The following is a 22,228-nucleotide window of genomic DNA, read 5'->3' on the forward strand; positions in this document are numbered from 1 at the left end:
GCTGCTGTGTATGGGGGGGCGTGGGTGGTGCGTGGCGAGTGGTGTTCGACGGGTGGCGGTTTGCCGAAGGAGTTAGTGACTACCTTTATGACAGTTTGAAGGCAATTTTTTGGACAAAAGTGTCATAAAGGTAGTCAGTAACTCATGGGGTGAGGCACTGCGGTGCCGAGTGTCGAGGTGAGCCAAACAGGGGACTGAGTATGGGTGAAGGGTACCGTAAAGCGCCGAAAAGCACTGGATACTGTCAAGACCGTTAAGGAAGTCAGGGCATAGAAAAAGCCCCTCGCGCCATGTGCATCAAATGCAACATGAGCGAGGGGCTATCGCCCGAAACCGGCGGTCGGCCTAGGCCAGCCTGGGCCAACTAGGCCAGCCAGGAGCAAGCAGCTAGTCCTACTTCTTCAGGCCGTCGATGATCTCGTTGAACTCAGCGGACGGACGCATAACTGCGGAGGTCTTCTCATCGTCCGGCAGGAAGTAGCCACCCAGATCAGCTGGGGAACCCTGAGCATCAATCAGGGTCTTGGCGATGGACTCTTCCTTCTCCGTGAGAGCCTTAGCAACCGGGGCGAAAGCTTCCTTCAGCTCGGAGTTCTCGTCCTGCTTGGCCAGCTCCTGTGCCCAGTAGAGAGCCAGGTAGAAGTGGGAGCCGCGGTTGTCGATTTCGCCAGCCTTGCGGGACGGCGACTTGCCCTCGTCGAGCAGGGTAGCGGTTGCCTTATCCAGGGCCTCAGCCAGGACGCGCGGACGTGGGTCGTCGTCATGCTCAGCGGCGTAGCGCAGGGACTCGGCCAGTGCCAGGAACTCACCCAGGGAGTCCCAGCGCAGGTGGTTTTCTTCCTGAACCTGCTGGACGTGCTTCGGTGCGGAACCGCCTGCGCCGGTCTCGAACAGGCCGCCCCCGGCCATCAGCGGCACGACCGACAGCATCTTGGCGGAGGTGCCCAGCTCCATGATCGGGAACAGGTCGGTGAGGTAGTCACGCAGAACGTTACCGGTTACGGAAATGGTGTTCTCGCCGCGGCGGATGCGCTCGAGGGAGAACTTGGTAGCGGACACCGGATCCATGATGCGGATATCCAGACCCTCGGTGTCGTGGTCTGCCAGGTACTCGTTGACCTTGCTGATCAGGTTGTTGTCGTGCGCACGCTGCGGGTCCAGCCAGAACACTGCAGGGTCGCCAGTGATACGAGCGCGGTTAACGGCCAGCTTCACCCAGTCGCGGATTGGGGCGTCCTTGGTCTGGCAGGAGCGCCAGATGTCACCCTCGGCGACGTGGTGCTCAATCAGAACCTCGCCAGCGGAGTTGATGACCTGCAGGACACCGTCAACCGGAATCTGGAAAGTCTTGTCGTGGGAGCCGTACTCCTCAGCCTTCTGAGCCATCAGGCCGACGTTCGGGACAGAGCCCATGGTGGCCGGGTCGAAAGCGCCATTGGCGCGGCAGTCCTCGATAACAGCCTGGTAGACGCCTGCGTAGGAGGAGTCCGGGATGACTGCGAGGGTGTCGCGCTCCTCACCATCCGGACCCCAGCCCTTGCCGCCGTTGCGGATCAGGGCCGGCATGGAAGCGTCAACGATGACGTCAGACGGAACGTGGAGGTTGGTGATGCCCTTATCGGAGTTGACCATGTAAAGGGCCGGACCTTCCTTCAGGTCCTTCTCGATAGCGGACTTGACGGCCGCCGCAGTAGCGTCGTCAAGCTTGTGTAGACCATCGAGCATGGCGCCCAGGCCGTTGTCCGGAGTCAGGTTGGCGGCAGCCAGCTTGGACTCGAACTTCGGGAAAACAGATGGCAGGAAGGCCTTGACAACCTCGCCGAAGATCAGCGGGTCGGAGACCTTCATCATGGTGGCCTTCAGGTGCACGGAGAACAGGATGTTCTCGCGCTGTGCGCGGCGAATCTGAGCGCGCAGGAAGTTGTCCAGGATGTGGACGTTCATGCCCGTGCCGTCAATAATCTCGCCCTTGAGGACCGGCATGTCCTTCTTCAGGGTGATGATCTGGCCGTCGTTAGCCTCGAGCTGGTAAGTCAGCTTGTCGTCGGCCGGCATGACAACCGACTTCTCATTGTGGCGGAAGTCGTTGGAGGCCATGGTGGCGACGTTGGTCTTGGAGTCTGCGGACCAAGCGCCCATGCGGTGCGGGTGCTTGCGGGCGTAGTTCTTCACCGGCTCCGGAGCGCGGCGGTCGGAGTTGCCCTCACGCAGTACCGGGTTAACGGCAGAGCCCTTGACCTTGTCGAACTTGGCGCGGTCGGCGGTCTCCTCGTCGCCTTCCGGCTGCGACTTGTACTTCGGAATGTCATAGCCCTTTTCCTGCAGCTCTGCGACAGCGCGCTTAATCTGCGGGACGGATGCAGAGATATTCGGCAGCTTGATGATGTTGGCGTCCGGCTCCTTGACCAGCTTGCCCAGGGCTGCCAGCGCATCCTCTACCTTCTGTTCGTCCGAAAGACGCTCCGGGAACTGAGCCAGAATGCGGCCTGCGAGGGAGATGTCGCGGGTTTCAACATTGACACCAGCCTGGCTTGCAAATGCCTCCACGATTGGCTTCAGCGAGTAGCTCGCCAGCAGAGGGGCTTCGTCAGTACGGGTCCAAATAATTGTCGCCATAATTCATGTCTCCTATCTGTTTTGTTCCACGATAACCCAGTTTTGAATCTTGGGTTGTGTCGGGGCATAGCGCAAAAACAGTGATAGTGATATGAATAACGCAATTATGTGAGGTAAGTCACGAAATGCGCAATTATTTGTCGCTTATTCGCCGCTTTTCATTCCATTTTTCGCTTTACGACGGCCCCCGCGCTCAAACCCTTCAAATACGAAAAACCGCGCTGGGGTGTCGTGCACGCCGGCGCGGTTGTTCAGGGCAGCCTATTTAGTTCTGTGTATTGTTCGGAGGATTGTTCTGGCCGAACTGGTAGCCCTGAGTGTTCTGAGACTGTGGGTACTGCGGAGCATAGCCCTGCCCCGGGGCCGACTGGGTAGTCCTGACCAGTTTCTGGCCGCGGAACCATGCGCGCATGTCCTTGAGGAACATAAGAACGCAAGCCGCGATCAGCATGGCACCTGCGAGGAAGAGGACTACATCCACCCAGGAGCTCAAGAACAGGAGGGGGATGATGGTCATAGCCAACGCCAGTGGTGCCACGGTGACGCAGAAAAAGATTGGTGCCGTCGAGTCTTCACCGCGGAGGATGGAGTGAATCCAGTATGCGGTCAAGGTGACAAGCATCATTCCCATCAGTAAGAGGACTGGAACAAGAACGAGGGCGGCTGCAGCGCCCATAATGTAGCCGATGTCATCCCAAGAATCACCCAACGATGACTCTAGGCTGCCGAGATCGTTGGCGCCCTGGATGCCGAGCGTGATTGCGTACAGAACTGCGATGATGCCAATCAGAGTTGAAAAACCGACCAAGCCGGTAGTGATTCGGGGGATGAGTGGCATGCGCTGCCACATGTTCTGCAGTGTGGCGTTTGCAGGCAGCGGTGGTACATCCGTGGTCACCGTGGTGGTTACTGTCGCAGGACTGGTTTGAGTTGGGGCGGACCACTGTGCTTGCTGGGTTTGCGTCTGGAACGAGGATTCCTGCGCAGTGGGTACCGGGCGATTTGCCAGCCCGCGCAGCGTCGCAATGGTGATGGTGGCGTTCTCATCGGCCAGCAAAGCGTCGTATTCGCGACGACGTCCCTCATCGCCAAGCACTTGCAGCGCAGTGAGCTTCTCCTGGAACTCGCCGGAGTACTCCGAGACTCCAGCATCTCGCAGTTCGGAGAGTTGATTAGAAAGATTTGCATGGAGCTCTTCGGTGCTGGCTGCGCTATCCAGCTTCAGAGACTCATAGAGGTTGTAGCGGTCGCCCATAGTGAATCAAGATCCTATCGGTATTGCAGTTCGAAATATCTTTTAAAACAATTTACCCGGTAGCTAGTACGGCAGCATCGAAGACCCGGAGCGCTCGATGGTAGGAAGTCCGTCACGCTCGAAGGGAATTCGTAGTCCTCGGCAAACAATGCCGATTACAAAATGCATTGGGAAGAACTTGAGTGAGCGACTTCCACTAATGGCCGCAGATGTTATTCCGCGCACAAATACCCGGGGAACAGGCGGATTAAATAGCGAAATTTTTGTGTTGCGGAGTAGAGTCTCATTTTTCCCTTGCGGCTCCCCTCACGGTTTTGCGAGCCCGTCTTGGGTCGAAAGTCGAGGGGAACTGAGAGTCCACCAACTGGCGTAAGAAGAGAAAAGGAGACGGTCGCAATGACGTCGTCAAGCGAAGTAACAACCCACAACGACGACCACAAACCGCGTGCACGTCGTGCGGGAGCGTTTAGCTCGCATCGCCGTCCTGTTCCGGTGCAGGACGACATCTCTGATCTACGCCGAATCTTGGTGATTGTGGCTCTGTCGGTCGGTGCATTCGGCATCGGCGTTACCGAGTTTGTGGCCATGGGCCTGCTGCCTTACATCGCTGATGCCTTCGGACGTGATGAGGATGCCGCAGGGCGCATGATTTCGATGTACGCACTCGGTGTTGTCGTGGGCGCACCGCTAATTACCGTGCTGACCGGCTCGATTCCGCGCAGGCGCATGCTCCTGCTGCTGATGGCGGCATTTACCATCGGCAATGGTGCCACGGTTTGGGCAGGCACACTGGGCTCTTTCGAAGCAGTCATGGTCTCGCGCTTCATTGCCGGTCTGCCGCACGGCGCGTATTTCTCGGTGGCGGCGCTGGTGGCGGCCTCCCTGGCTAAGCCGGGACAGCGCGGCAAGATGGTGGCTCTGTCGGGCGTGGGGTTGTCGGTGGCGACTGTGATTGGTGTGCCGGCCGCGCAGGTGCTGGGACAGATTTACGGTTGGCGCAGCGCCTTCGCGTTTGTCGCGGTCATCGGGCTGATTGCATTTGTTTCGCTGTGGTTCGCCGTGCCGCATATGAACCGCATGCCGAAGACACGTCCGATGGATGAGCTCTCGGCTCTGGTGACACCGCAGGTGCTGCTGACCGTCGCGATTGGCACCGTTGGTTTCGGCGGCATGTTCGCGGTTTACACCTACATCACCTGGACTATGACTCGCGAAGCGGGCATGAGCGAAAACCACATCTGGATTGTGCTGATGGCCTACGGCATCGGCATGGTTGTCGGTACTTACATCGGTGGCTGGCTCTCCGACCGCATCGGGGAGTGGGGCATCATGGTTGCGCTGGTGCTGATGGTAATCATGCTCAGCGTCTTCTACTTCACCTCACAGAATGCTGTGCTGGGCACGATCAACTTCCTCCTTATCGGTCTGCTGGGATCGGTATTGGTGCCTAATCTGCAGACCCGTCTGATGGATGTCGCCGGTCGCGCACAGACGCTGGCGGCAGCACTCAACCAGGCCGCATTGAACATGGCCAACGCATTCGGAGCGGCGCTCGGTGGTTGGGTCATTGCGTCCGGTTATGGCTACCGCGCACCGGCTTTGGGTGGCGCGACGTTGGCGATGTTGGCTATCTTCATCGCTCTGCCGACCATTGTTCTTTACCGCCGCTCACAGGCGAAGAAGGCCGAGCGCATCGAACTGCGCTAGGGATCTTCAAGGCGTAATGCACGCATAGGTAACGTATGAGGGCATGAGCCTTACAATCGCGACAATCAATGTCAACGGCATCCGCGCCGCCGTCAAGGAGCGCAGCGAAACCAATCTGGGATTGCTGGAGTGGCTGAAGCACACCAGTTCCGATGTCGTTTTGCTGCAGGAAGTCCGCGCCACCGACGACCAGGCACGCAAGGCCCTCGCGCCCGCTTTCGATGCCGGATGGCATTGGGTCGGCGCTGAAAACCTGGGTGCCAAGGGGCGCGCCGGCGTGGGCATTCTCTCGCGCTTTCCGCTTAACGACGTCCAGGTGGGTATCGGCTCGGAGGAGTTCGAAGAATCCGGTCGGTTTATCAGTGGTGTTGCCCCGGCAGCGGACACCGGCCTGGATGCGGATGTCCAGATTGCCAGCCTCTACCTGCCCTCTGGTGCTGCCCTGAGCGAGAAGCAGGATGAGAAGTACCGCTTCCTCGATGCCTTCTCCGACTACCTGGCGGAACTGGGGGCCAAGGGACGCGATGGTCACCACGCAGTCATCGGCGGCGACTGGAACATCTGCCACCGCGAACAGGATTTGAAGAACTGGAAGACCAACCGCCGCAAGAGCGGTTTCCTACCGCAGGAGCGTGCCTGGATGGACTCGGTCTTCGGCTGCTGGCCCGATGAGGTTCCCCAGGATTCGCAGGTTCAGGCCAGCGACAAGGAGCTCGAATCCGGTGCCTTCTCCGATGGTTCTGTGTGGGAGGCCCCGAAGCTCAATGCAGATCCGGTGTGGTTTGATGTCACTCGCCGTCTGCACCCAGAGGCCGACGGTCCTTGGTCCTGGTGGACCTACCGCGGTAAGGCGTTCGATACCGATGCCGGCTGGCGGATCGACTACCAGGCGGTAACCGAACCAATGCTCAAGCGTGCTGTCAGCTCGGTAGTGGATAAGCCTGCCGCCTACGACCTTCGCTGGACGGACCACGCGCCGGTGATCGTGGAGTACGCCTAAACCCGGCATACGCCTAACCCCGAGCGGACTAGTGTGCTCCGAGGTCAGCGAACTCTGGGATCAACTCCGGCTCGGGAGCGGTTACGAGATGCCGGTTCTGCCGCAACATGGAGGCGATGCCGTCAACGATGGCGTCGGCCCATTTGTCCTGCATAGCGGGGTCGGCCAAATCGTGGGTGAGTTTTTCAGCGCCCACCGCTCCCAGCGATAGCGCAATTGTCGGCGCATGCGGCCGCGAACTCTGGTTCACCGCCACTGCCGGCGCCAGGCCGGTGCGAAACTCGGTTGGCACCCCGTTTGTGCTGTAACTGCTGTGCGGATTGAAACCTCGGTACACCATTCCGTCGCGCACACCCGCCGCCAACTGCCAATCGGCAGGAGCATCGTCCTCAGGTTCGAGAGACTTCACCACAGCGGATACCGAAAAGCCACGATCGCCGATGTTATCCCCAGAAAGAGTCTGGCCCTCTGATGAGCGACCGACGATTACGGTGGCTGCGCTCGCCGTGTCGTCGGCAAGCGAATGCGCGCCAACGATTGCGCCGCGCTGACGGAGCTTGTCGCTGGCGCGTTGCACGATGCTGTCGATGTGAGCGGAAGTATCCCCACTCAAACGCAGCGCGCGAGGCAGGTCGGCGTTGATAGCCTCGATGGCTTCGCGGCGAGAGTCGACGGTGATGTGCGCGCCGGCGAGCGGATCGACAGCCTCGTCGGGGGAGGGGACGATTGGCTGGCGCGGAGGCATCCACAGCGGATTGGGGCGCGCCGGGCGGTGTGGGGAACTGTTGACAACAGCGTGCAACTCTTCCGGTGAAAACATCTTGTTGACCGCGAAAATCATCACCGAGCTGTTGTGATACACAGGCGTGAGCCCCGGCGCGTGCCATGCCCAGGAACGCATCGACAGCGCCTCCGTGCCATCCGTATTCACACCCGGCGGGGAACTAATGATGTAGTGCACACCCAGTTTCTTCGCCATGGCATCGAATTCCGGATGTGAGCCCAGCAGGTCAACGTTTATCGGCAGCTTGTTGCTCGCCTCGGCAGTTTTGTCAGAGAAGGAGAAATGGCGGAACAGGGTCGGCAGTCCGGCGATGGCATACATCCACGCAGAACCGTCACGACGGTCATTGAGAATATGCCCCTCAAACGCATGCGGCTGTGCGGACAGCCAATCAATAGCTTCCATGTCCGCTGCGGTCACAAACGTGCTTCCGAAACTCTGGCGAATTGCCTCGCGCTGAGCAGGCCCACTCGCCCAGGTCGCAGGCACAATCGCCAGTGCCGCTACGAGCCCCATCGCCAGCGCAGGATTCCACGACTTGGTCGGCTGATCTCGCTTTGCGACGATCCACTGCGCCACAGCCACAATCGTGACAACGGCAGCCGCGACTGCGTAGCCGACCAGCACTGCGCGCAGAATTCCCATAACCGCCTGCATGCGGTACGGCATGTCGTAGAAGAAAGTGCCAATAAACTTCAGATAGGTGCCGAACGGCTCAGACCAACGGGACTGCGCACTATCGGACACCACAAAGAGCAGCCCGAAAACCAGTGCCGGCCACGGAGCCCATGGGCTGTCTGGCAGGCGAGAGACAAGCGCCACCACCAGGCCGATGAGCACAAGAACCAGAACAGTCCGGGAAAAGATGGGCTCGTCAGCATAGCGGGAAAACCCAATCAGAGTTCGCCACAGTGATTCGGAGCGGGAAATCTCAATTTGGCCGGTAAAGCCCGCAACGGATTCGCCTTGCCCCCTCGCGGACAAAGCTGCCGGGAGAGTCATCACCAGGGCGAGCGCGCCGATAATTAGCGTGCGAACTAGGCCACTGACGCTCGGTTGGGTAATCAACCACAAGCCAACAAAGAGCACGGCAGCAATTGCGCCGGCCGGGTGGGTGATAAACGTGCCGACCAGGGCAAGCGCAGCGGGGACAATATAGCCCCGCATGGTCAAAGCCGCAGCAATCGGCAAAGCGGCCACCGCGAGCAGATACGGCATGGAGGAGGTGCGCCAAAGGGCCACCCAAATCTCCGGAAGCATCAGCGTCGCGACGGCAGCTGCGGGACCGGCATAGGCCGCCCACTTAGGACCAACTGCGGTGCGGGCTAGCACCGCAGTTGCTGCGGGAAGAAGCAGCGCCGGGGCCAAGAACGCAAACACGTTGGAATCGAGGAAGACCGAGCCGGGCAGCAGCCCCGCCATGGCATGCCAGCCGGTGGGGTAGAACATTTCGGCCCCGGTCTCCTGATTCATCAGGTCACCGGCCGCGGTGGGCGAGGCTATTGCATGTTCGTCAATGAACCGGAGGAAGTTGGTATGCCAGAGCATGTCCCAGGCTTCGCGGATAGCGCCGGGGCCGCCAGGGACGTCGTTAAGCACGAGCATGGCGCGCATCGAGCCGACTACCGTAACTCCGACGACAATCATCGCGGTGACAACGCCGGAATCGAAGCCGTCTTCGGGCGTTGCTCGGGGGACGAATCTGCGCACCAGATAGCCAATAGCACAGAACCATGCCCACATGCCGGCCACGAAGAGCCAGGTGTAATCCAGCCCGAGCGCGTGAGACAACCATGCGGAAAAACCGGTCACACCCAGCATTAATGGGCCGGCAGATGCCAACGCGAGCGTGGGACGTAGCCCACTGGCCCAACCGAGAACTGCGCCTGGGACCAGCAGGATGAAGACGGCAACCGCAATGGCAGCGAGCATGGGACTCCTGACGGATAAGAGAATTGAATTAGTCCAATAATACCTGTGGGTTAGTTCGGCACTTGGGACGCGAGCGCCTAAGATTTGAAGAAGGACTGATGGGACTTCAGCCGCTGTAAAACCCAAGCGCGAATCTGCGCGGGACTTGAAGCGAGCTCGGTGCGGACCAGGAAAGGAGAGGACATCCCCAGTGAAAAACGGCGAGAGCGATAACAAGCGGCACCAGATGGCCGATTTGGAAGCCATCGCACGGAGTCTGCAGAACGACCCTGGCACTGCTGTCAATGTCCCAGTGGTCGTGACTTCCGGTGTCATTGTTGCGTTTATCGTGCTGTCTTTTGCCTACGCGTGGCCACTGTGGATTTCCCTCGGACTCATTGTTCTGCTGGGAGCCGTGATGGTCGTGTCCTACACCCGTAGGCCACCCGTAGCCCCGCTCGAGTTGACCCAGGGGGAGCGTGAGCGTGTTCGCCGTGTTCTCTCTGAACACGGCATTCGCCCAGCGATCACGTTGGTGCGCGCACTGTACCCCGAGGAATCGCCAGCCGCTGCGGCGCGCACCGTCAAATTGCTATCCGATCGAATGCTTGTGGAGCAGGGGGACGAGGGGCGTCGGGGCTAGCTTTTGGCAGTCGGTTTCCTGCAAAAGCCCGTGGTGTTGTCGAAACGGGTACGTCGTCGACTCTCAACTGCGGGCCTCGCGCTAGACTTATTGGCTATGAGTGAAAGCAAGGGTCCTGAGGCAACTAATCCTGCACCGAGTGCTCGTAAGCAGCGCGTTCTGTCCGGCATTCAGCCGACCGCAGATTCCTACCACCTGGGCAACTACCTGGGTGCATTGAAGAACTGGATTAATCTGCAGGATGACTTCGACGCTTACTACTTCATTCCAGACCTGCACGCCATCACTGTCGAGCAGAATCCGAAGGAGCTGCGTCAGCGCACTATCGCAGGTGCCGCACAGCTGATTGCACTCGGTATTGATCCGGAGAAGTCGGTGCTCTTCGTGCAGTCGCATGTGCCCGAGCACGCGGAGCTCGGATGGGTGTTGACCTGCTTGACTGGCTTTGGTGAAGCCAGCCGTATGACGCAGTTCAAGGACAAGTCCTCTCGTCAGGGCGCGGAACATACCTCCGCTGGTTTGTTCGCGTACCCCATGTTGATGGCTGCCGACATCTTGCTCTACCGCCCACAGCTGGTGCCGGTGGGGGAGGATCAGCGCCAGCACCTCGAACTGACGCGTAACCTGGCGCAGCGCTTCAACTCCCGCTACAAGAAGACCTTCGTGGTGCCGGATCCACACATCATGGAAGGCTCCGCGAAAATTTACGACTTGCAGGATCCGACCTCGAAGATGAGCAAGTCGGGTGCAAATCCGAAGGGCATTATTAACCTCTTGGACGACCCGAAGGTCTCCGCCAAGCGCATTCGCTCGGCCGTTACCGACAATGACGGAGAGATCCGCTTCGACCGTGAGAACAAGCCGGGCGTTTCCAACCTGCTGGTCATTCAGTCGGCGTTGACCGACAAGCCTGTCGACGAGCTCGTTGCCGGCTACGAAGGCGCTGGCTACGGCCAGCTGAAGGCTGATACCGCAGATGCGCTGGAGGCATTCACCACGCCACTGCGTGCACGCTATGAGGAGCTCATGGCCGATCGTGGTGAGTTGGAACGGATCCTGGCCGAAGGCGCTGACCGTGCCCGTGAAGTTGCCGCCAAGACACTTGCAGATGTGTACGAGCGAGTCGGGTTCCTGAAGGCCGCCAACCGTTAATTCAGCTGTAGACTCTGCGCTTCAGTCTCCGTACCGAAAGCTGGCACGTTAAGGTAGGGGACATGGCAACCTCTACTCAAAAAGATCCGAAGAGAACGGACCGCTATGGCATCGAGCGTGTACACGCCGATGAACCGAGCGCAATCGACCGCCTCCGCGAAAAGTGGGCGTGGTTCGATCACGTTATGCGGATGCAGGAGCGCTACTCCGAGCAGGGCGGTAACTTTTTTGCCGCCGCTGTCACGTACTTCTCCGTGCTGTCGATTTTCCCCCTAATCATGACGGCATTTGCCATCCTCGCGCTTGTGCTGCGTGGCAATGAGCAGCTGCTTGAGCAAATCCAGTCCGCTATCACCGACTCCATCGATGGGTCGATGGGCGACACCATCAACGCAATTATCGAAGGCGCGATCGATCAGGCAGGTGGCGTCTTCACCGTCGGTTTCATTGCCACCCTGTGGTCGGGTCTTGGTTGGATGGGCAACCTCTCCAACGCAGTGACACAGCTGTGGAAGCGCCCGCTAGGCGCTAGCAACTTCGTGATCGGAAAGGTTCGCGACCTGCTGCGTCTGCTGGGCATGCTGGTTATGATCCTGCTGACCTTCGCTGTCACCGCAGCCGGCTCTTCCGGACTGACCCAGTCCCTGCTGGACAAGATTGGTCTGGCTCATGTCCCGGGAATCACAATTATTGCGGGATTGATTGCCATCGCCATTGGTCTCGTCGCCAACTGGCTGCTGTTCTTCTGGATGCTCGCTTTCCTGCCGCGCGGGGGCGCCCCGTTCCGCTCTGCGGCAAAGGGTGCGATTATCGGTGCGATTGGCCTTGAGGTTGTCAAGCAGCTCGGTAGCGTTTTCTTCTCCAACGCCCTGTCGAACCCGGCCGGTGCAGTTTTCGGTCCGGTCATCGGTTTGATGGTCGTTTTCTACCTCATCTGGCGCATCACTATGTACGCCACTGCCTGGACCGCGACGACCGAAGAAGCGCTTGCCGACGAGGAGCTGGATGCACCTGCTCCTGCTGTCATTAACGTCCGTGCGGAAGCGGCCAACCCGTCCGGATTGAACCGCCTGCTCGGTTCGAAATAATTAGCCGCGATCGCGTCTGCCGAAGCGGTAGGTGACCATCGCAATCAATGCGATGACACCTACGATGGCAGCGCTGACAGTAATTTTTAGCCCGGTTCCTGTTGACTCGTTGTCCAGGATATCGGGCAATTTTTCTACCAACTTATCCTCAGTCGCTTCCGCTTCGAGGACACCGACAGAGCTGTCCTGCGGTGCCGCGAAGCCGGCGTCGAGAAGCGATGCCGCCTGCTCCCAGGGGCGCGGTGAATCCTCCACAGTGACGTCGAGAACGATGACGCCGAGACGACGGCCATCGCGCTCAGCCACCCCAGCGAAGGTATGACGGGCATCGTCGGTAAAACCAGTCTTGCCTCCAAGGGCGCCGGGGTAGTCCTGGGCAATCAGCTGATTGTCGTTGGCGATTTCGAAGTCATCGACCTCGAGAGCCTTGTCTCCGGGGATGGTGGCCAGGCGGGTGGCCGAGAGCTTGCGATAAATCTCATTGTTGAATGCGTGCTGGAAGAACAGTGACATGTCGTATGCCGACGTCATCTGTCCCGGAGCATCGAGACCAGTCGGGTTGACCACTCGCGTATCCGTCGCCCCCAACTTCTTTGCCAGGGCATTGACCTTCTCTGTGGTCTTATCCATGCCACCAAGTTCGCGAGCCAAGGCGTGGCCGGTGTCGTTGCCGGAGTTAAGCAACAGACCAGTCAGGAGCGTTTCTACCGAGTAGTTCACGTCCTCGACGATGCCGACACGAGAGCCCTCCATGTTCGCGTCCTCGAAGGTCGCCTTGACTGGGGTGTCGAGCTTCAAATTCTCGATTGCCTCCATCGCCAGCAGCACCTTAATAATCGATGCCGGACGGTAGCGGCCGTGCGGGTCCTTCGCCGCAAGGACATCGCCGGATTTCAAATCGAACACCGTCCATGCAGAGGCGGAGAGGTCCTTCGGAACGTCAAACCCCTCACCGCTGACAATGCCGCAGGCGGACATCTTGCTACCTCCAGCCAGCTTTTGAGGAACCGGAAGTGGAGCGGGAGATGTTTCGCCGGGAGCCGGAACCTCAGAGGAATCCACTGGTGCTGGTGGAAAGGTCTTGTAGGGGCAGCCCTCCGTGTCACGGATATCAGGTGCGGGACCGACAATCGGGGCGTCGTCGGTAAGCGAGGTGCTCTGCGCCATGGCTGCAGGGGCGGTGCTCGGCAGAAGCAGAGCGCTGGTAGCTAGCAGCGTAACGGCAGATGAGAAGCGGCGAGAGGGAAACATGATGAAATAAGGGTAGTAAAACGTCACCCGAAATGACGTATTCGTCGTGTGTGGATGGGGGAAAACGGGGGAGCGGAAGCCTTTGTACAAAGCAGAATTACGATTCACCGGCAGTGAAGTAGAAGCGGAGGGCACAATACCGATAGTCTGGCCATTATGACTAATTCTTTGCACAGTGATGCTCAGTCTCTGGACACACAGTCTTCGGCATCGAATCTCGATGAGATGCGCAAGGTTGTCGCCAGCCTGCCCAAGGTACTGCTTCACGATCACCTCGACGGCGGCCTGCGCCCGCAGACCGTTATCGACCTGGCCGCGGACTGCGGTTACACCGATCAGTTGCCCACCACCGACGTGGATGAACTGGAGAAGTGGTTCATTGACACCGGCAACTCTGGCTCGTTGCCGAGCTACCTAACCGCCTTCGCGCACACCTGCGCCGTCATGCAGACCGCTGAGTCGCTGACGCGCGTGGCGCGTGAGGCCGTCGAGGATCTGGCCGCCGACAACGTCGTCTACGCTGAGCTGCGCCTGGCTCCGGAAAACCATTTGGAAAAGGGCCTGGATATGCAGGCTGTCATCGACGCACTGGTCGAAGGCCTGGCGCAGGGTGAAGCCCATGCCGCCGCTGAGGGAAAGCACATCACCGCACGTCTGCTGGTCTGTGCGATGCGCCAGAATGACAATTCCAAGGAAGTCGCACAGCTGGTCATCGACAACTACGGGAAGAACTCCGACGGGTACGTTGTCGGTTTTGACATCGCTGGACCGGAAAACGGCTTCCCACCGGCTAACCATGCCGAAGCATTCACCATGCTGCGGGAAAACCTCATTCCGGTCACCATTCACGCAGGTGAAGACGCCGGTGTCGATTCGTTGCAGGACGCTGTCGTGCAAGGTGCTCGCCGCCTGGGTCACGGCGTGCGCATCTACGAGGACTTCGGTGCTTCCCTCGAGGGCATCGAATGCCAGGAGGTTGCCTCCGCTATTCGTGACCGCCAGATTCCGCTGGAAATCTGCCCGACCTCCAACGTTCAGACTGGTGTCTGTGACAGCGTTGCGGATCACCCGTTCTCGCTTCTCGACGATATGAGTTTCGCCTGCACGGTCAACACGGATAACCGTCTGATTGGTGCGACTTCCATGACCCGGGAGTGCATGGAGTTGGTGGAGAACTTCGGTTACGGCTACAGCGAGCTGTTCGAACTGACCTCGAATGCGCTAAACAATGCATTCGTGGATCTGCCGACCCGCGAGCACATCATGGACACCATTATTTACCCCGCTTACCTGCAGCTTATCGACAACAGCGACGAGGACATCGAAACTGATGTCAACGGTGCGGGTTTCGGTGCCGAAGATGAGCTGAACCTGACGCTGGACTAGCCAGCGCCGGCCAGCTTTGCTGGGAGGAGCTAGATCTTGGTCGTGAACCGAGCGGCCAAATCCTTCTCCAGCTGCCTCCAGCCCTCGGCCTCATCGTCGTAAGGCGGAACTGGCTCGGACATTTCTCCGGTGTCCAGCAGGAAGTTCAGCAGCCACTGCAGCTGCTGGTTGCCCGCCAGCACTTCGTTCACGGCATCATCGCCAGCCCAGTCAGCGGCGTCTGCGAGTAGCTCGTACGCGCGGGCGAGCTGGGCGGTGTCCACGGCGTTCGGGCCCTTTTCAATGTCCTCGGCCAGACCGGTAAACGAGTACTCATTGTCCTCGTGCACCACGGCCTCTAGCTCACCTGCGTTGGCGGCGGTGATGATCTCATCCCACGTCGTCAGCGCCGACATGTCGTGATGCTTGTGCTCCAGCAGCCAACGCACCATCGTGCGGGGTTGTGAGAACGTGTGAATCTCACCGGCGCTGCCCAGGAATAGCGGGCGACGCCCCATGTAACAACGCAAGGTGTAGAGCGTGCGGCCAGCGATGGAGATCTTGATCGGGTCGATGCCAGCGTTGGCCCACACCGTCTGATCGTACGGATCGCCGGCGGTCTCCTCTGCGGACTTCTTTTCCTCTTCGCGCTTCTTCTCCGCCGCTTCACGACGCTCACGCTCCGCGGCCTCCGCCTCCTTTAATGCGGCTGCAGCAGCGGTTTCAGACTCTTCATCGATGCTCGGAGTATTTGCGCCGATGGCGTCGATAGCGTCAATGCAATTGTCCCAGTTGGTCAAGATGACATTACCGATAGCCGACCACTGAGCGGCGCCACTGCCCTGGAAGTGATCAGCACCATTTTGCGTGGCAGCCAGGACAGAGTGAGAGGCGAACATCTGGTTGATCGGAGTGAGATCCGCGATCGCACCAATCGAGCGAGTGATGGCAAGAATGCGATCAGCGCGCGAAACATGGTCGTAGTCGGCCCGGCCGGCCAGAATCTCTGGCAGCCCAATCAGGTCATAGCGGTGGCGTGGCGCCGCGATGGCAGCTCCCGGTAGCTGCTGGTTGAAGTTGCGCCAGCTGGGGTGCTGCGTGAAGTCGTGAGGAGCATCCGACTGTAGGAAAGCCAGGAGCTTTGCCGCCGATGAGAACAAATAGATGTCATCACCGCGGCCGAGCAGAGCCTGCCACTCGGAGCCACCCTCACGCCAGCTTGGAGCCCACAACGTGTAAAAGGTGCCCGAGGTCAGCTCGAGTTCGATAGGAACGATGCCTTTCCTGGCCATAGTTTTCGTCGCAGCCCTTCTGCTTGTCGGTGATTATTAAAACTCAAAAATTGTCATACCTGCAGCGCCCCCACGGGTGGCAAGTTTGCGTATTCCTATCTTAGAAGTTTTACGACGCAGATACCCACCGCACTATCCGGTCGGACGGTAGAACCCCTTAAACGGCATGCCGATGTTGGTCGTACGCACGGGGTTTACCTGCACCGGATCGCCCGCTTCGACCATCTTTCCGTCACCGATAACCATGGCGACATGGCCGTCCCACACTGCAAGATCGCCAGGTAGCAGTTCATCCTGGCTCACCTGTCTGCCGACGGCCTGTGCTTCTGCCGTGCGGGGAATATCAACACCAGCTTGCCCGTAGGCCCAGTGCGTTAAACCTGAACAATCGAGCGCCTGCCCCGGAGTATTTCCGCCCCAACCATAGGGCGTTCCGACGGCACTGAGTGCAGCCTTCACCGCAGCTTGGGCCTCTGGTGTGGGCGCGCCAGCCCCCGCATCCGCAGGCACCGGTGCGCTGCCCGAATCGGACGACGCCTCCGAACCATCTGCAGCGTCGGTAGCGCTAGCCGAACCTGGGGTGTTCGTAGACGTAGAAGCGAGGGCGGCTTGAGTGATACCTGGGGCCTCCAACTGTGCCGAGTGAGGTGGGGTAGGGGTGTCCACCGCGGTACTCGCTTGCTGTATCAGCGACTGCACCAGAGGTCGCAGTTCTTGCTCGAGTTTCATGAGCCGCGCAATGGCCTGGGAGATCGCGGAACTGGCCGCTGAGGCTAGGCTGGCGCCGGTCGCGGCGAGACCAGCGGGCCCCGCAGCCGTCGCAGTCAACGAGCCCATGGCAGAACTGACAAAATCCATGGCAATCCGGGCCAAATCAGTGGCCGCTGACATTACTGCGGCCAGCCCCTTGGCAATGTCACTGTCAATGGTTCCGGCGCGAGTTTCCAAGTCGGCTGCCGCATTTGCAGCCCGTTTGAGACTTGTTCCCGCGGCCCCTGCTCCGGAACCAGCACCATCGCCCCAGTTGCGGTCAACGGAATCTGCCACTGAGCGCCAGGCAGTACTCGCGGCGGGGATTGCGGCCCCAGCAAGTCCTGCCAGTGCGGGTGCGATGGCAGGACTTAGCTGTTGTGCAATCGCGCTGGGGACCTCCGTAAGTAGATTGGTGGGAAGCATCACGCACCACCAATCCCGCGAGCTGCAACCGTTCCCATTTTCGGCGAGATGGACTGCAGCGCATATGCGCCGGCATCTTCAGCAGTGGACACCGCAGAGACAAGAGCGTTCAGTGCACGAGCAGCGCTGGTGCCGTACTCATTCAGCTCAGCCACATGCTCATGCTGGCGCTGTAGAGCAGTGGCTACAGCGTGACAGAAGGGCCCAGCAAACGGGACGTCGCCAAGCGAGAGCAGTGCGCTGATGCCCAAGTCAGCGCCGCTGACCTGCTGCGACAACGCGTCAAGGCGCGTGGCATCGGCAGAAATAAGCTCTGGCACCAGCGTAAAGACTGAGTCATTCCCGCTAGTGGCCGGAGAGAGAAACGATTGGCTGTGGGAACTGTGTGGTGATGGACGGGACAATGTTGACGGCCTCTCTAGGAAATTCGCGTGTGGTTCAACACTCAGTGCTGTGGCTGAACGGCTAGCGGGGTTCGGACGGCGGCTGAGCGGCAAGTGGTTTGGTAGTAAGCGGGCTTACGCAAATGGGGCGCAGTAAAAAGCCCTCGTATTGTTAGGCGCGAAAAAGGCCGATTCGGTTCCATCTTTTTTGGGAACGCGTTTTCAGAAACTTGCGATGCCGGCACCAGAGCAGCAAAAGCAAAGCAATGTATTTTGGAAGGCATGGAGATTACCGTTGTCAACCATCCCTTGGCACAGTCACGTTTGACCATTCTGCGCGACGCGCGCACTGATAACGCGGGCTTCCGTGCGGCACTCGCCGATCTGGGCGCAATGCTGATTTACGAGGCAAGCCGGGAGCTGCCCGTCGATAACTTCGATGTTCAGACCCCAATCACCACCGCGCCGGGTTACCGTCTGCAGGATCCGCCGATCATTGTTCCCGTCATTCGTGCGGGGCTTGGCATGATCGATCCGTCGCTGTCGATGATTCCGGATGCGCAGGTGGGCTTTATTGGCTTGGCTCGTAATGAGGAAACCCATGAGCCGGTGCCGTACCTCGAGGCGCTGCCGGAGGATCTGTCCGGTCGCACTGTCTTCCTGGTCGACCCAATGCTGGCAACCGGCGGTTCACTGCTGCATGCCCTGAAGCTGTTGGTGGATCGCGGAGCGGACAACATCACGGCCGTGTGCATCATTTCTGCACAGCAGGGTGTCGACGCCTTGAAGGAGTCCGGTTTCCCGGTGCGTCTTGTCACCACTGTGGTGGACCCGGATCTCAACGAGGATGCCTACATCGTGCCGGGTCTGGGAGATGCGGGCGACCGCCTCTACGGTCCCCGCAACATTGATCTTTAAATTGATCTCTTAGGCAGTTCCCCAGGCTTCTGCCGCGTACTTCTTGACGACCTCGTTGTCCTTGGTCACAAGAACTCCGTCGGGGGACATCTGGTACTTGTACGAGCCGTTTTGTGCAACAACGCGGTCGCCCTCATCGACGATGATGTCCATCGATCCGGAACCCTGTGGTGTATCCGAGCGGTAGTACTTCTCGCCGGAGCGCGTCTCACAAGCAGCAGCCTTAATTCCCTGTTCAGCGGCGATAACAGCAAAGGCGCGGTCACCGTTGTCGCAGCGTGCGGAGCTGCCCACGAAGCCCAGGCCGTCTAAGTCGGAGCGGCCAGTGCCGAAGTCCTGTCCCTCCGGAGCTGTTGTCGGCTCTGAGCTCGTCGTCGTGGATGGCGAAGACGTGGTGCTCGGCGTGCTTGACGACGAGGACGATGTCGAAGTGCTCGGCGTGCTTGACGACGTCTCGGAGGACTTCGACGTAGTTGTGGTCGTGGTGGTCGTCTTGCTCGTAGAAGTCGAACTCGTCGAGGACGGCGGTGTCGAACTGGGCGACGTCGGCTGCGAGGGGGAGGGAACCTCCGGACGCTGGGGCTCATCACTATTGTTCAGCGACAGGCCGATGGCGATGCCGATGACGACCACGAGTGCGGTGGCCACGATGATGATGGGGATGCTGAGAGACTTAGGTGTGCCATTGCCGGACATGCCTATTATCATCGCAGACTTCCTCAAAATGTGAAACATCTGATAATTGAAGAGGCCAAAGTTAAAGAAGTGACTCCTGGTCATGAGTACGTCTGGCGCCGACATTCAAGCGCTTGCCGGCCACTGCTGTCGCTGGCGCAGTCGTCGGTAGGCCTCTTGTTACGGCCTGTCGGTGGAGCGCTTACACTGGAGAGTTGTGATTGAGGAGTTTATTAAGCACTGGTGGGCCGAGCACGCGAACGAGATTCTCGAGTGGCGGCGGCATCTTCATGCGCACCCAGAGCTATCTCACATGGAGCACGCCACCACGGCTTTTGTGGAGGAGAAGCTGCGTGCTGCAGGGCTGAAACCAGTGCTGTTTCCCAACACCGGCCTGATGGTCGACATTGGTGAAGACGAACTCGCCGGTAGCGAAGCCGGAGGTGAACTCCCGGGACGTCTCGCTTTCCGCGGCGATATAGACGCGCTTCCAATTACAGAGACCACGGGGCTGGAGTTTGCCAGCACCAACGATGGCGTCATGCACGCCTGCGGGCATGATTTTCACACCACGATTACACTCGCGACGGCACTGGCTATGGCCGAGTACCACGAGAAGCACACGTTGCCGACGCCGCTGCGTTTCATTTTCCAACCGGCAGAGGAAGTCATGGTTGGCGGTGCGCCCGAAGTTATTGCCGCCGGTGCGCTCGATGGCGTTGAGCGTATTTTTGCCGTCCACTGTGAGCCGAAGTTACGTGTCGGTCACGTTGGCGTTCGAACAGGTGCCATCACCTCTGCAGCCGACACCCTGGAGATTCAGGTGCATGGTCCGGGCGGGCATACCTCCCGTCCGCAGATGACGGCCGATGTTGTTTATGCGCTGGGTAAATTGATTGTAGATTTGCCGGGCTTGCTGTCGCGACGCGTCGATCCTCGTACGGGCACCGTGCTGACGTTCGGCTCCGTTCACTCCGGGTACGCGCACAACGCGATTCCGTCGGAAGGCAGCGTCAGTGGCACCCTGCGCACCGCGGACATCAAGACCTGGCGCGACATCGATCCACTGGTGCGTGAACTGATTGAACAGGTCCTTGCTCCGACCGGCGCTGATTGCACCATCAACTACGAGCGTGGCGTGCCGCCTGTGCTTAACGACGAATACTGCACCGCCCTGATTGCGGAAGCAGTGCGACGAGTGGACGAGAATGCTGTCATTCAGGCCCCACAGTCGTCCGGTGGCGAGGACTTCGGTTGGTATCTCGAGCACGTCCCGGGCGCGATGGCCCGCTTGGGCTGCTGGTCCGGCCGCGGCGACAAGCACGATTTGCACCGAGATGACCTAATCGTGGACGAGCGTTGCCTGGGCGTTGGTGTGAAACTCTTCGCTGGCATTGTTGCTCGCTATGAGGACGGCGCGCAGTCAACCATGACTGTCCGTTAGACTATGGGGGCAAAGCGGGGAAAATGCCTCCCGCGGTAGTTACATTGTGATATCCACGGCAACTTTGGAGGATTTGTGGCACAGAGGATCGTAATCATTGGCGGCGGCCCAGCCGGCTACGAAGCAGCGCTGGTTGGCGCCAAGTACGGTGCTGAAGTCACTGTGGTTGAGGATGCCGGGATGGGCGGTTCTTCCGTCCTGTGGGATTGCGTTCCCTCTAAGGCCTTCATCGCGGCGACGGGCGTTCGTACCGATATGCGTCGTGCGGACGAGATGGGTCTGCGTCCGGACTTTTCCCAGCGCAAAATCGACTTCACTGCGGTCAACGAGCGCGTTAAGCGCCTGGCTCAGCAGCAGTCCGACGATGTTCGCGCGCAGATGGAGCGTGAGGGCATCAAGATGCTGCAGGGCCGCGGTCGCCTCGATGACCACGACCCGGGCCGTGTAACTCACTACGTCACCGTCGACTTGCTCGAGGGCGGCGAGGTCACTCTTGAAGCCGACCTGGTGCTGGTCAGCACCGGTGCGTCCCCGCGCATTCTGCCGGGTGCGATTCCTGATGGTGACCGTATTCTGACCTGGCGTCAGGTCTACGAACTGGAGGAGCTGCCGGAGCACCTCATTGTGGTCGGTTCCGGTGTGACTGGTGCTGAGTTCGTATCCTCGTTCACCGAGCTGGGTGTGAAGGTCACCATGGTCGCCTCGCGTGATCGCATCCTGCCGCACGAGGATGCCGACGCTGCAGATGCCCTGGAGGAAGTCCTACTGGAGCGCGGTGTGGACGTTGTTAAGAACGCCCGCTGTGATCTTGTCGAACGCACGGAGGACGGCGGCGTTCGCGTCGTCACTTCCGACGGCCGTGAGGTCTTCGGTTCCCACGCGTTGATGACCGTCGGTTCGATTCCTAACACCGCGGATATGGGACTGGAAGCCAGCGGCGTAAAACTGACTCCGTCTGGCCATATTCACGTTGACCGTGTTTCCCGTACCAACGTGCCGGGTATCTACGCTGCCGGTGACTGCACTGACTTGTTCCCGCTGGCTTCGGTTGCAGCTATGCAGGGCCGTATTGCGATGTACCACGCCCTCGGTGAAGGCGTATCTCCGATTCGCCTGCGCACTGTTTCATCGGCAGTGTTCACCCGCCCGGAGATTGCGACTGTCGGTGTTTCCCAGGCTCAGATTGAGTCCGGTGAGGTCTCCGCTCGCGTTGAGGTTTTCCCACTGGCAGGTAACCCGCGTGCGAAGATGCGCTCGCTGCGCCACGGTTTTGTCAAGCTGTTCTGCCGTAAGAACTCCGGCATGATTATCGGTGGTGTGGTGGTCGCTCCGACCGCCTCGGAGCTGATTCTGCCAATTGCGGTATGTGTTTCCAACCAGCTCACCGTCGATGACCTGGCAAGCTCCTTCTCTGTCTACCCGTCACTGTCTGGCTCGATTACTGAGGCTGCTCGTCAGCTGATGGCACACGACGATCTGGACTAATGCTGGTATCGCGACTGGCAACATGACCGGTCGTATTCATACATAAAAAGCCGAACCCCGGAAGTGGGGCTCGGCTTTTTAAT

The 22,228-nt window shown here is 59.5% G+C and carries 18 protein-coding genes; 10 read left to right on the forward strand and 8 right to left on the reverse strand.

Going from position 1 to position 22,228, the window contains the following annotated elements:
* Window positions 1-393 precede the first annotated feature (393 nt).
* Window positions 394-2,616 (reverse strand): NADP-dependent isocitrate dehydrogenase, encoded by a 2,223-nt coding sequence (locus HMPREF2849_RS03435; protein WP_070862600.1) that lies wholly within the window; start codon window positions 2,614-2,616, stop codon window positions 394-396.
* A 265-nt stretch (window positions 2,617-2,881) separates the two neighbouring features.
* Window positions 2,882-3,871, reverse strand: coding sequence for a molecular chaperone DnaJ (locus HMPREF2849_RS03440; protein WP_070862601.1), 990 nt, complete (start codon window positions 3,869-3,871; stop codon window positions 2,882-2,884).
* Between the two features lie 396 nt (window positions 3,872-4,267).
* Here HMPREF2849_RS03440 and HMPREF2849_RS03445 point away from each other — a divergent pair, with 396 nt between their 5' ends.
* Both HMPREF2849_RS03445 and HMPREF2849_RS03450 read left to right on the forward strand, forming a co-directional pair.
* The gene (locus tag HMPREF2849_RS03445; protein ID WP_016422141.1) at window positions 4,268-5,578 is read left to right on the forward strand and encodes an MFS transporter; all 1,311 of its coding nucleotides are present in this window, start codon (window positions 4,268-4,270) and stop codon (window positions 5,576-5,578) included.
* Between the two features lie 43 nt (window positions 5,579-5,621).
* The gene (locus tag HMPREF2849_RS03450) at window positions 5,622-6,578 is read left to right on the forward strand and encodes an exodeoxyribonuclease III (RefSeq protein WP_049190319.1); all 957 of its coding nucleotides are present in this window, start codon (window positions 5,622-5,624) and stop codon (window positions 6,576-6,578) included.
* A gap of 28 nt (window positions 6,579-6,606) precedes the next feature.
* On the opposite strand, the gene HMPREF2849_RS03455 is transcribed toward HMPREF2849_RS03450, so the two are convergent.
* The gene (locus HMPREF2849_RS03455; RefSeq protein ID WP_070862602.1) at window positions 6,607-9,294 is read right to left on the reverse strand and encodes a DUF6541 family protein; all 2,688 of its coding nucleotides are present in this window, start codon (window positions 9,292-9,294) and stop codon (window positions 6,607-6,609) included.
* A 190-nt stretch (window positions 9,295-9,484) separates the two neighbouring features.
* On the opposite strand from HMPREF2849_RS03455, the gene HMPREF2849_RS03460 reads away from it, so the two are divergent.
* The 3 genes from HMPREF2849_RS03460 to HMPREF2849_RS03470 all read left to right on the forward strand — a co-directional run bounded on the left by HMPREF2849_RS03460 (window position 9,485) and on the right by HMPREF2849_RS03470 (window position 12,156).
* The gene (locus tag HMPREF2849_RS03460; protein WP_016422144.1) at window positions 9,485-9,916 is read left to right on the forward strand and encodes a hypothetical protein; all 432 of its coding nucleotides are present in this window, start codon (window positions 9,485-9,487) and stop codon (window positions 9,914-9,916) included.
* 96 nt (window positions 9,917-10,012) lie between these two features.
* Window positions 10,013-11,068: a tryptophan--tRNA ligase gene (gene trpS, locus HMPREF2849_RS03465; RefSeq protein ID WP_049171954.1), complete on the forward strand. Its 1,056-nt coding sequence runs from the start codon at window positions 10,013-10,015 to the stop codon at window positions 11,066-11,068.
* 62 nt (window positions 11,069-11,130) lie between these two features.
* Window positions 11,131-12,156, forward strand: a complete 1,026-nt coding sequence (locus HMPREF2849_RS03470; protein ID WP_070549728.1) for a YhjD/YihY/BrkB family envelope integrity protein — start codon at window positions 11,131-11,133, stop codon at window positions 12,154-12,156.
* Here HMPREF2849_RS03470 and HMPREF2849_RS03475 read toward each other — a convergent pair whose 3' ends face one another.
* Complete coding sequence (locus tag HMPREF2849_RS03475) at window positions 12,157-13,407, reverse strand: D-alanyl-D-alanine carboxypeptidase family protein (protein WP_210401358.1); 1,251 nt, start codon at window positions 13,405-13,407, stop codon at window positions 12,157-12,159.
* A 156-nt stretch (window positions 13,408-13,563) separates the two neighbouring features.
* On the opposite strand from HMPREF2849_RS03475, the gene HMPREF2849_RS03480 reads away from it, so the two are divergent.
* Window positions 13,564-14,793, forward strand: a complete 1,230-nt coding sequence (locus HMPREF2849_RS03480; protein ID WP_016422148.1) for an adenosine deaminase — start codon at window positions 13,564-13,566, stop codon at window positions 14,791-14,793.
* Window positions 14,794-14,822: 29 nt separating this feature from the next.
* Here HMPREF2849_RS03480 and HMPREF2849_RS03485 read toward each other — a convergent pair whose 3' ends face one another.
* From HMPREF2849_RS03485 to HMPREF2849_RS03495, 3 genes are all read right to left on the reverse strand, one after another.
* Window positions 14,823-16,064 carry a hypothetical protein gene (locus HMPREF2849_RS03485; RefSeq protein WP_016422149.1) on the reverse strand — a complete coding sequence of 414 codons (1,242 nt, stop codon included), beginning with the start codon at window positions 16,062-16,064 and terminating at the stop codon, window positions 14,823-14,825.
* Window positions 16,065-16,196: 132 nt separating this feature from the next.
* Complete coding sequence (locus tag HMPREF2849_RS03490; protein ID WP_070862617.1) at window positions 16,197-17,240, reverse strand: C40 family peptidase; 1,044 nt, start codon at window positions 17,238-17,240, stop codon at window positions 16,197-16,199.
* Window positions 17,240-17,560, reverse strand: a complete 321-nt coding sequence (locus HMPREF2849_RS03495; RefSeq protein WP_070862603.1) for a hypothetical protein — start codon at window positions 17,558-17,560, stop codon at window positions 17,240-17,242. The genes HMPREF2849_RS03490 and HMPREF2849_RS03495 overlap by 1 nt, the downstream gene beginning before the upstream one ends.
* A gap of 345 nt (window positions 17,561-17,905) precedes the next feature.
* Between HMPREF2849_RS03495 and upp the strand changes: the two genes are divergently transcribed.
* Window positions 17,906-18,541, forward strand: coding sequence for a uracil phosphoribosyltransferase (gene upp / locus HMPREF2849_RS03500; protein ID WP_016422152.1), 636 nt, complete (start codon window positions 17,906-17,908; stop codon window positions 18,539-18,541).
* A 9-nt stretch (window positions 18,542-18,550) separates the two neighbouring features.
* On the opposite strand, the gene HMPREF2849_RS03505 is transcribed toward upp, so the two are convergent.
* A complete protein-coding gene (locus HMPREF2849_RS03505) occupies window positions 18,551-18,835 on the reverse strand; it encodes a hypothetical protein (RefSeq protein WP_042388436.1) in 285 nt (94 codons plus the stop codon).
* A gap of 31 nt (window positions 18,836-18,866) precedes the next feature.
* Between HMPREF2849_RS03505 and HMPREF2849_RS03510 the strand changes: the two genes are divergently transcribed.
* The 3 genes from HMPREF2849_RS03510 to HMPREF2849_RS03520 all read left to right on the forward strand — a co-directional run bounded on the left by HMPREF2849_RS03510 (window position 18,867) and on the right by HMPREF2849_RS03520 (window position 22,145).
* On the forward strand, window positions 18,867-19,271 hold the full coding sequence (locus tag HMPREF2849_RS03510) for a hypothetical protein (RefSeq protein ID WP_070566184.1): 405 nt from the start codon (window positions 18,867-18,869) through the stop codon (window positions 19,269-19,271).
* A gap of 162 nt (window positions 19,272-19,433) precedes the next feature.
* On the forward strand, window positions 19,434-20,660 hold the full coding sequence (locus HMPREF2849_RS03515) for a M20 family metallopeptidase (protein WP_070862604.1): 1,227 nt from the start codon (window positions 19,434-19,436) through the stop codon (window positions 20,658-20,660).
* 75 nt (window positions 20,661-20,735) lie between these two features.
* Window positions 20,736-22,145, forward strand: coding sequence for an NAD(P)H-quinone dehydrogenase (locus HMPREF2849_RS03520; RefSeq protein ID WP_016422155.1), 1,410 nt, complete (start codon window positions 20,736-20,738; stop codon window positions 22,143-22,145).
* The last annotated feature ends 83 nt before the right edge of the window (window positions 22,146-22,228 follow it).

This window comes from Corynebacterium sp. HMSC073B01 (assembly GCF_001838255.1).
Taxonomy (GTDB): Bacteria; Actinomycetota; Actinomycetes; order Mycobacteriales; family Mycobacteriaceae; genus Corynebacterium; species Corynebacterium jeikeium_D.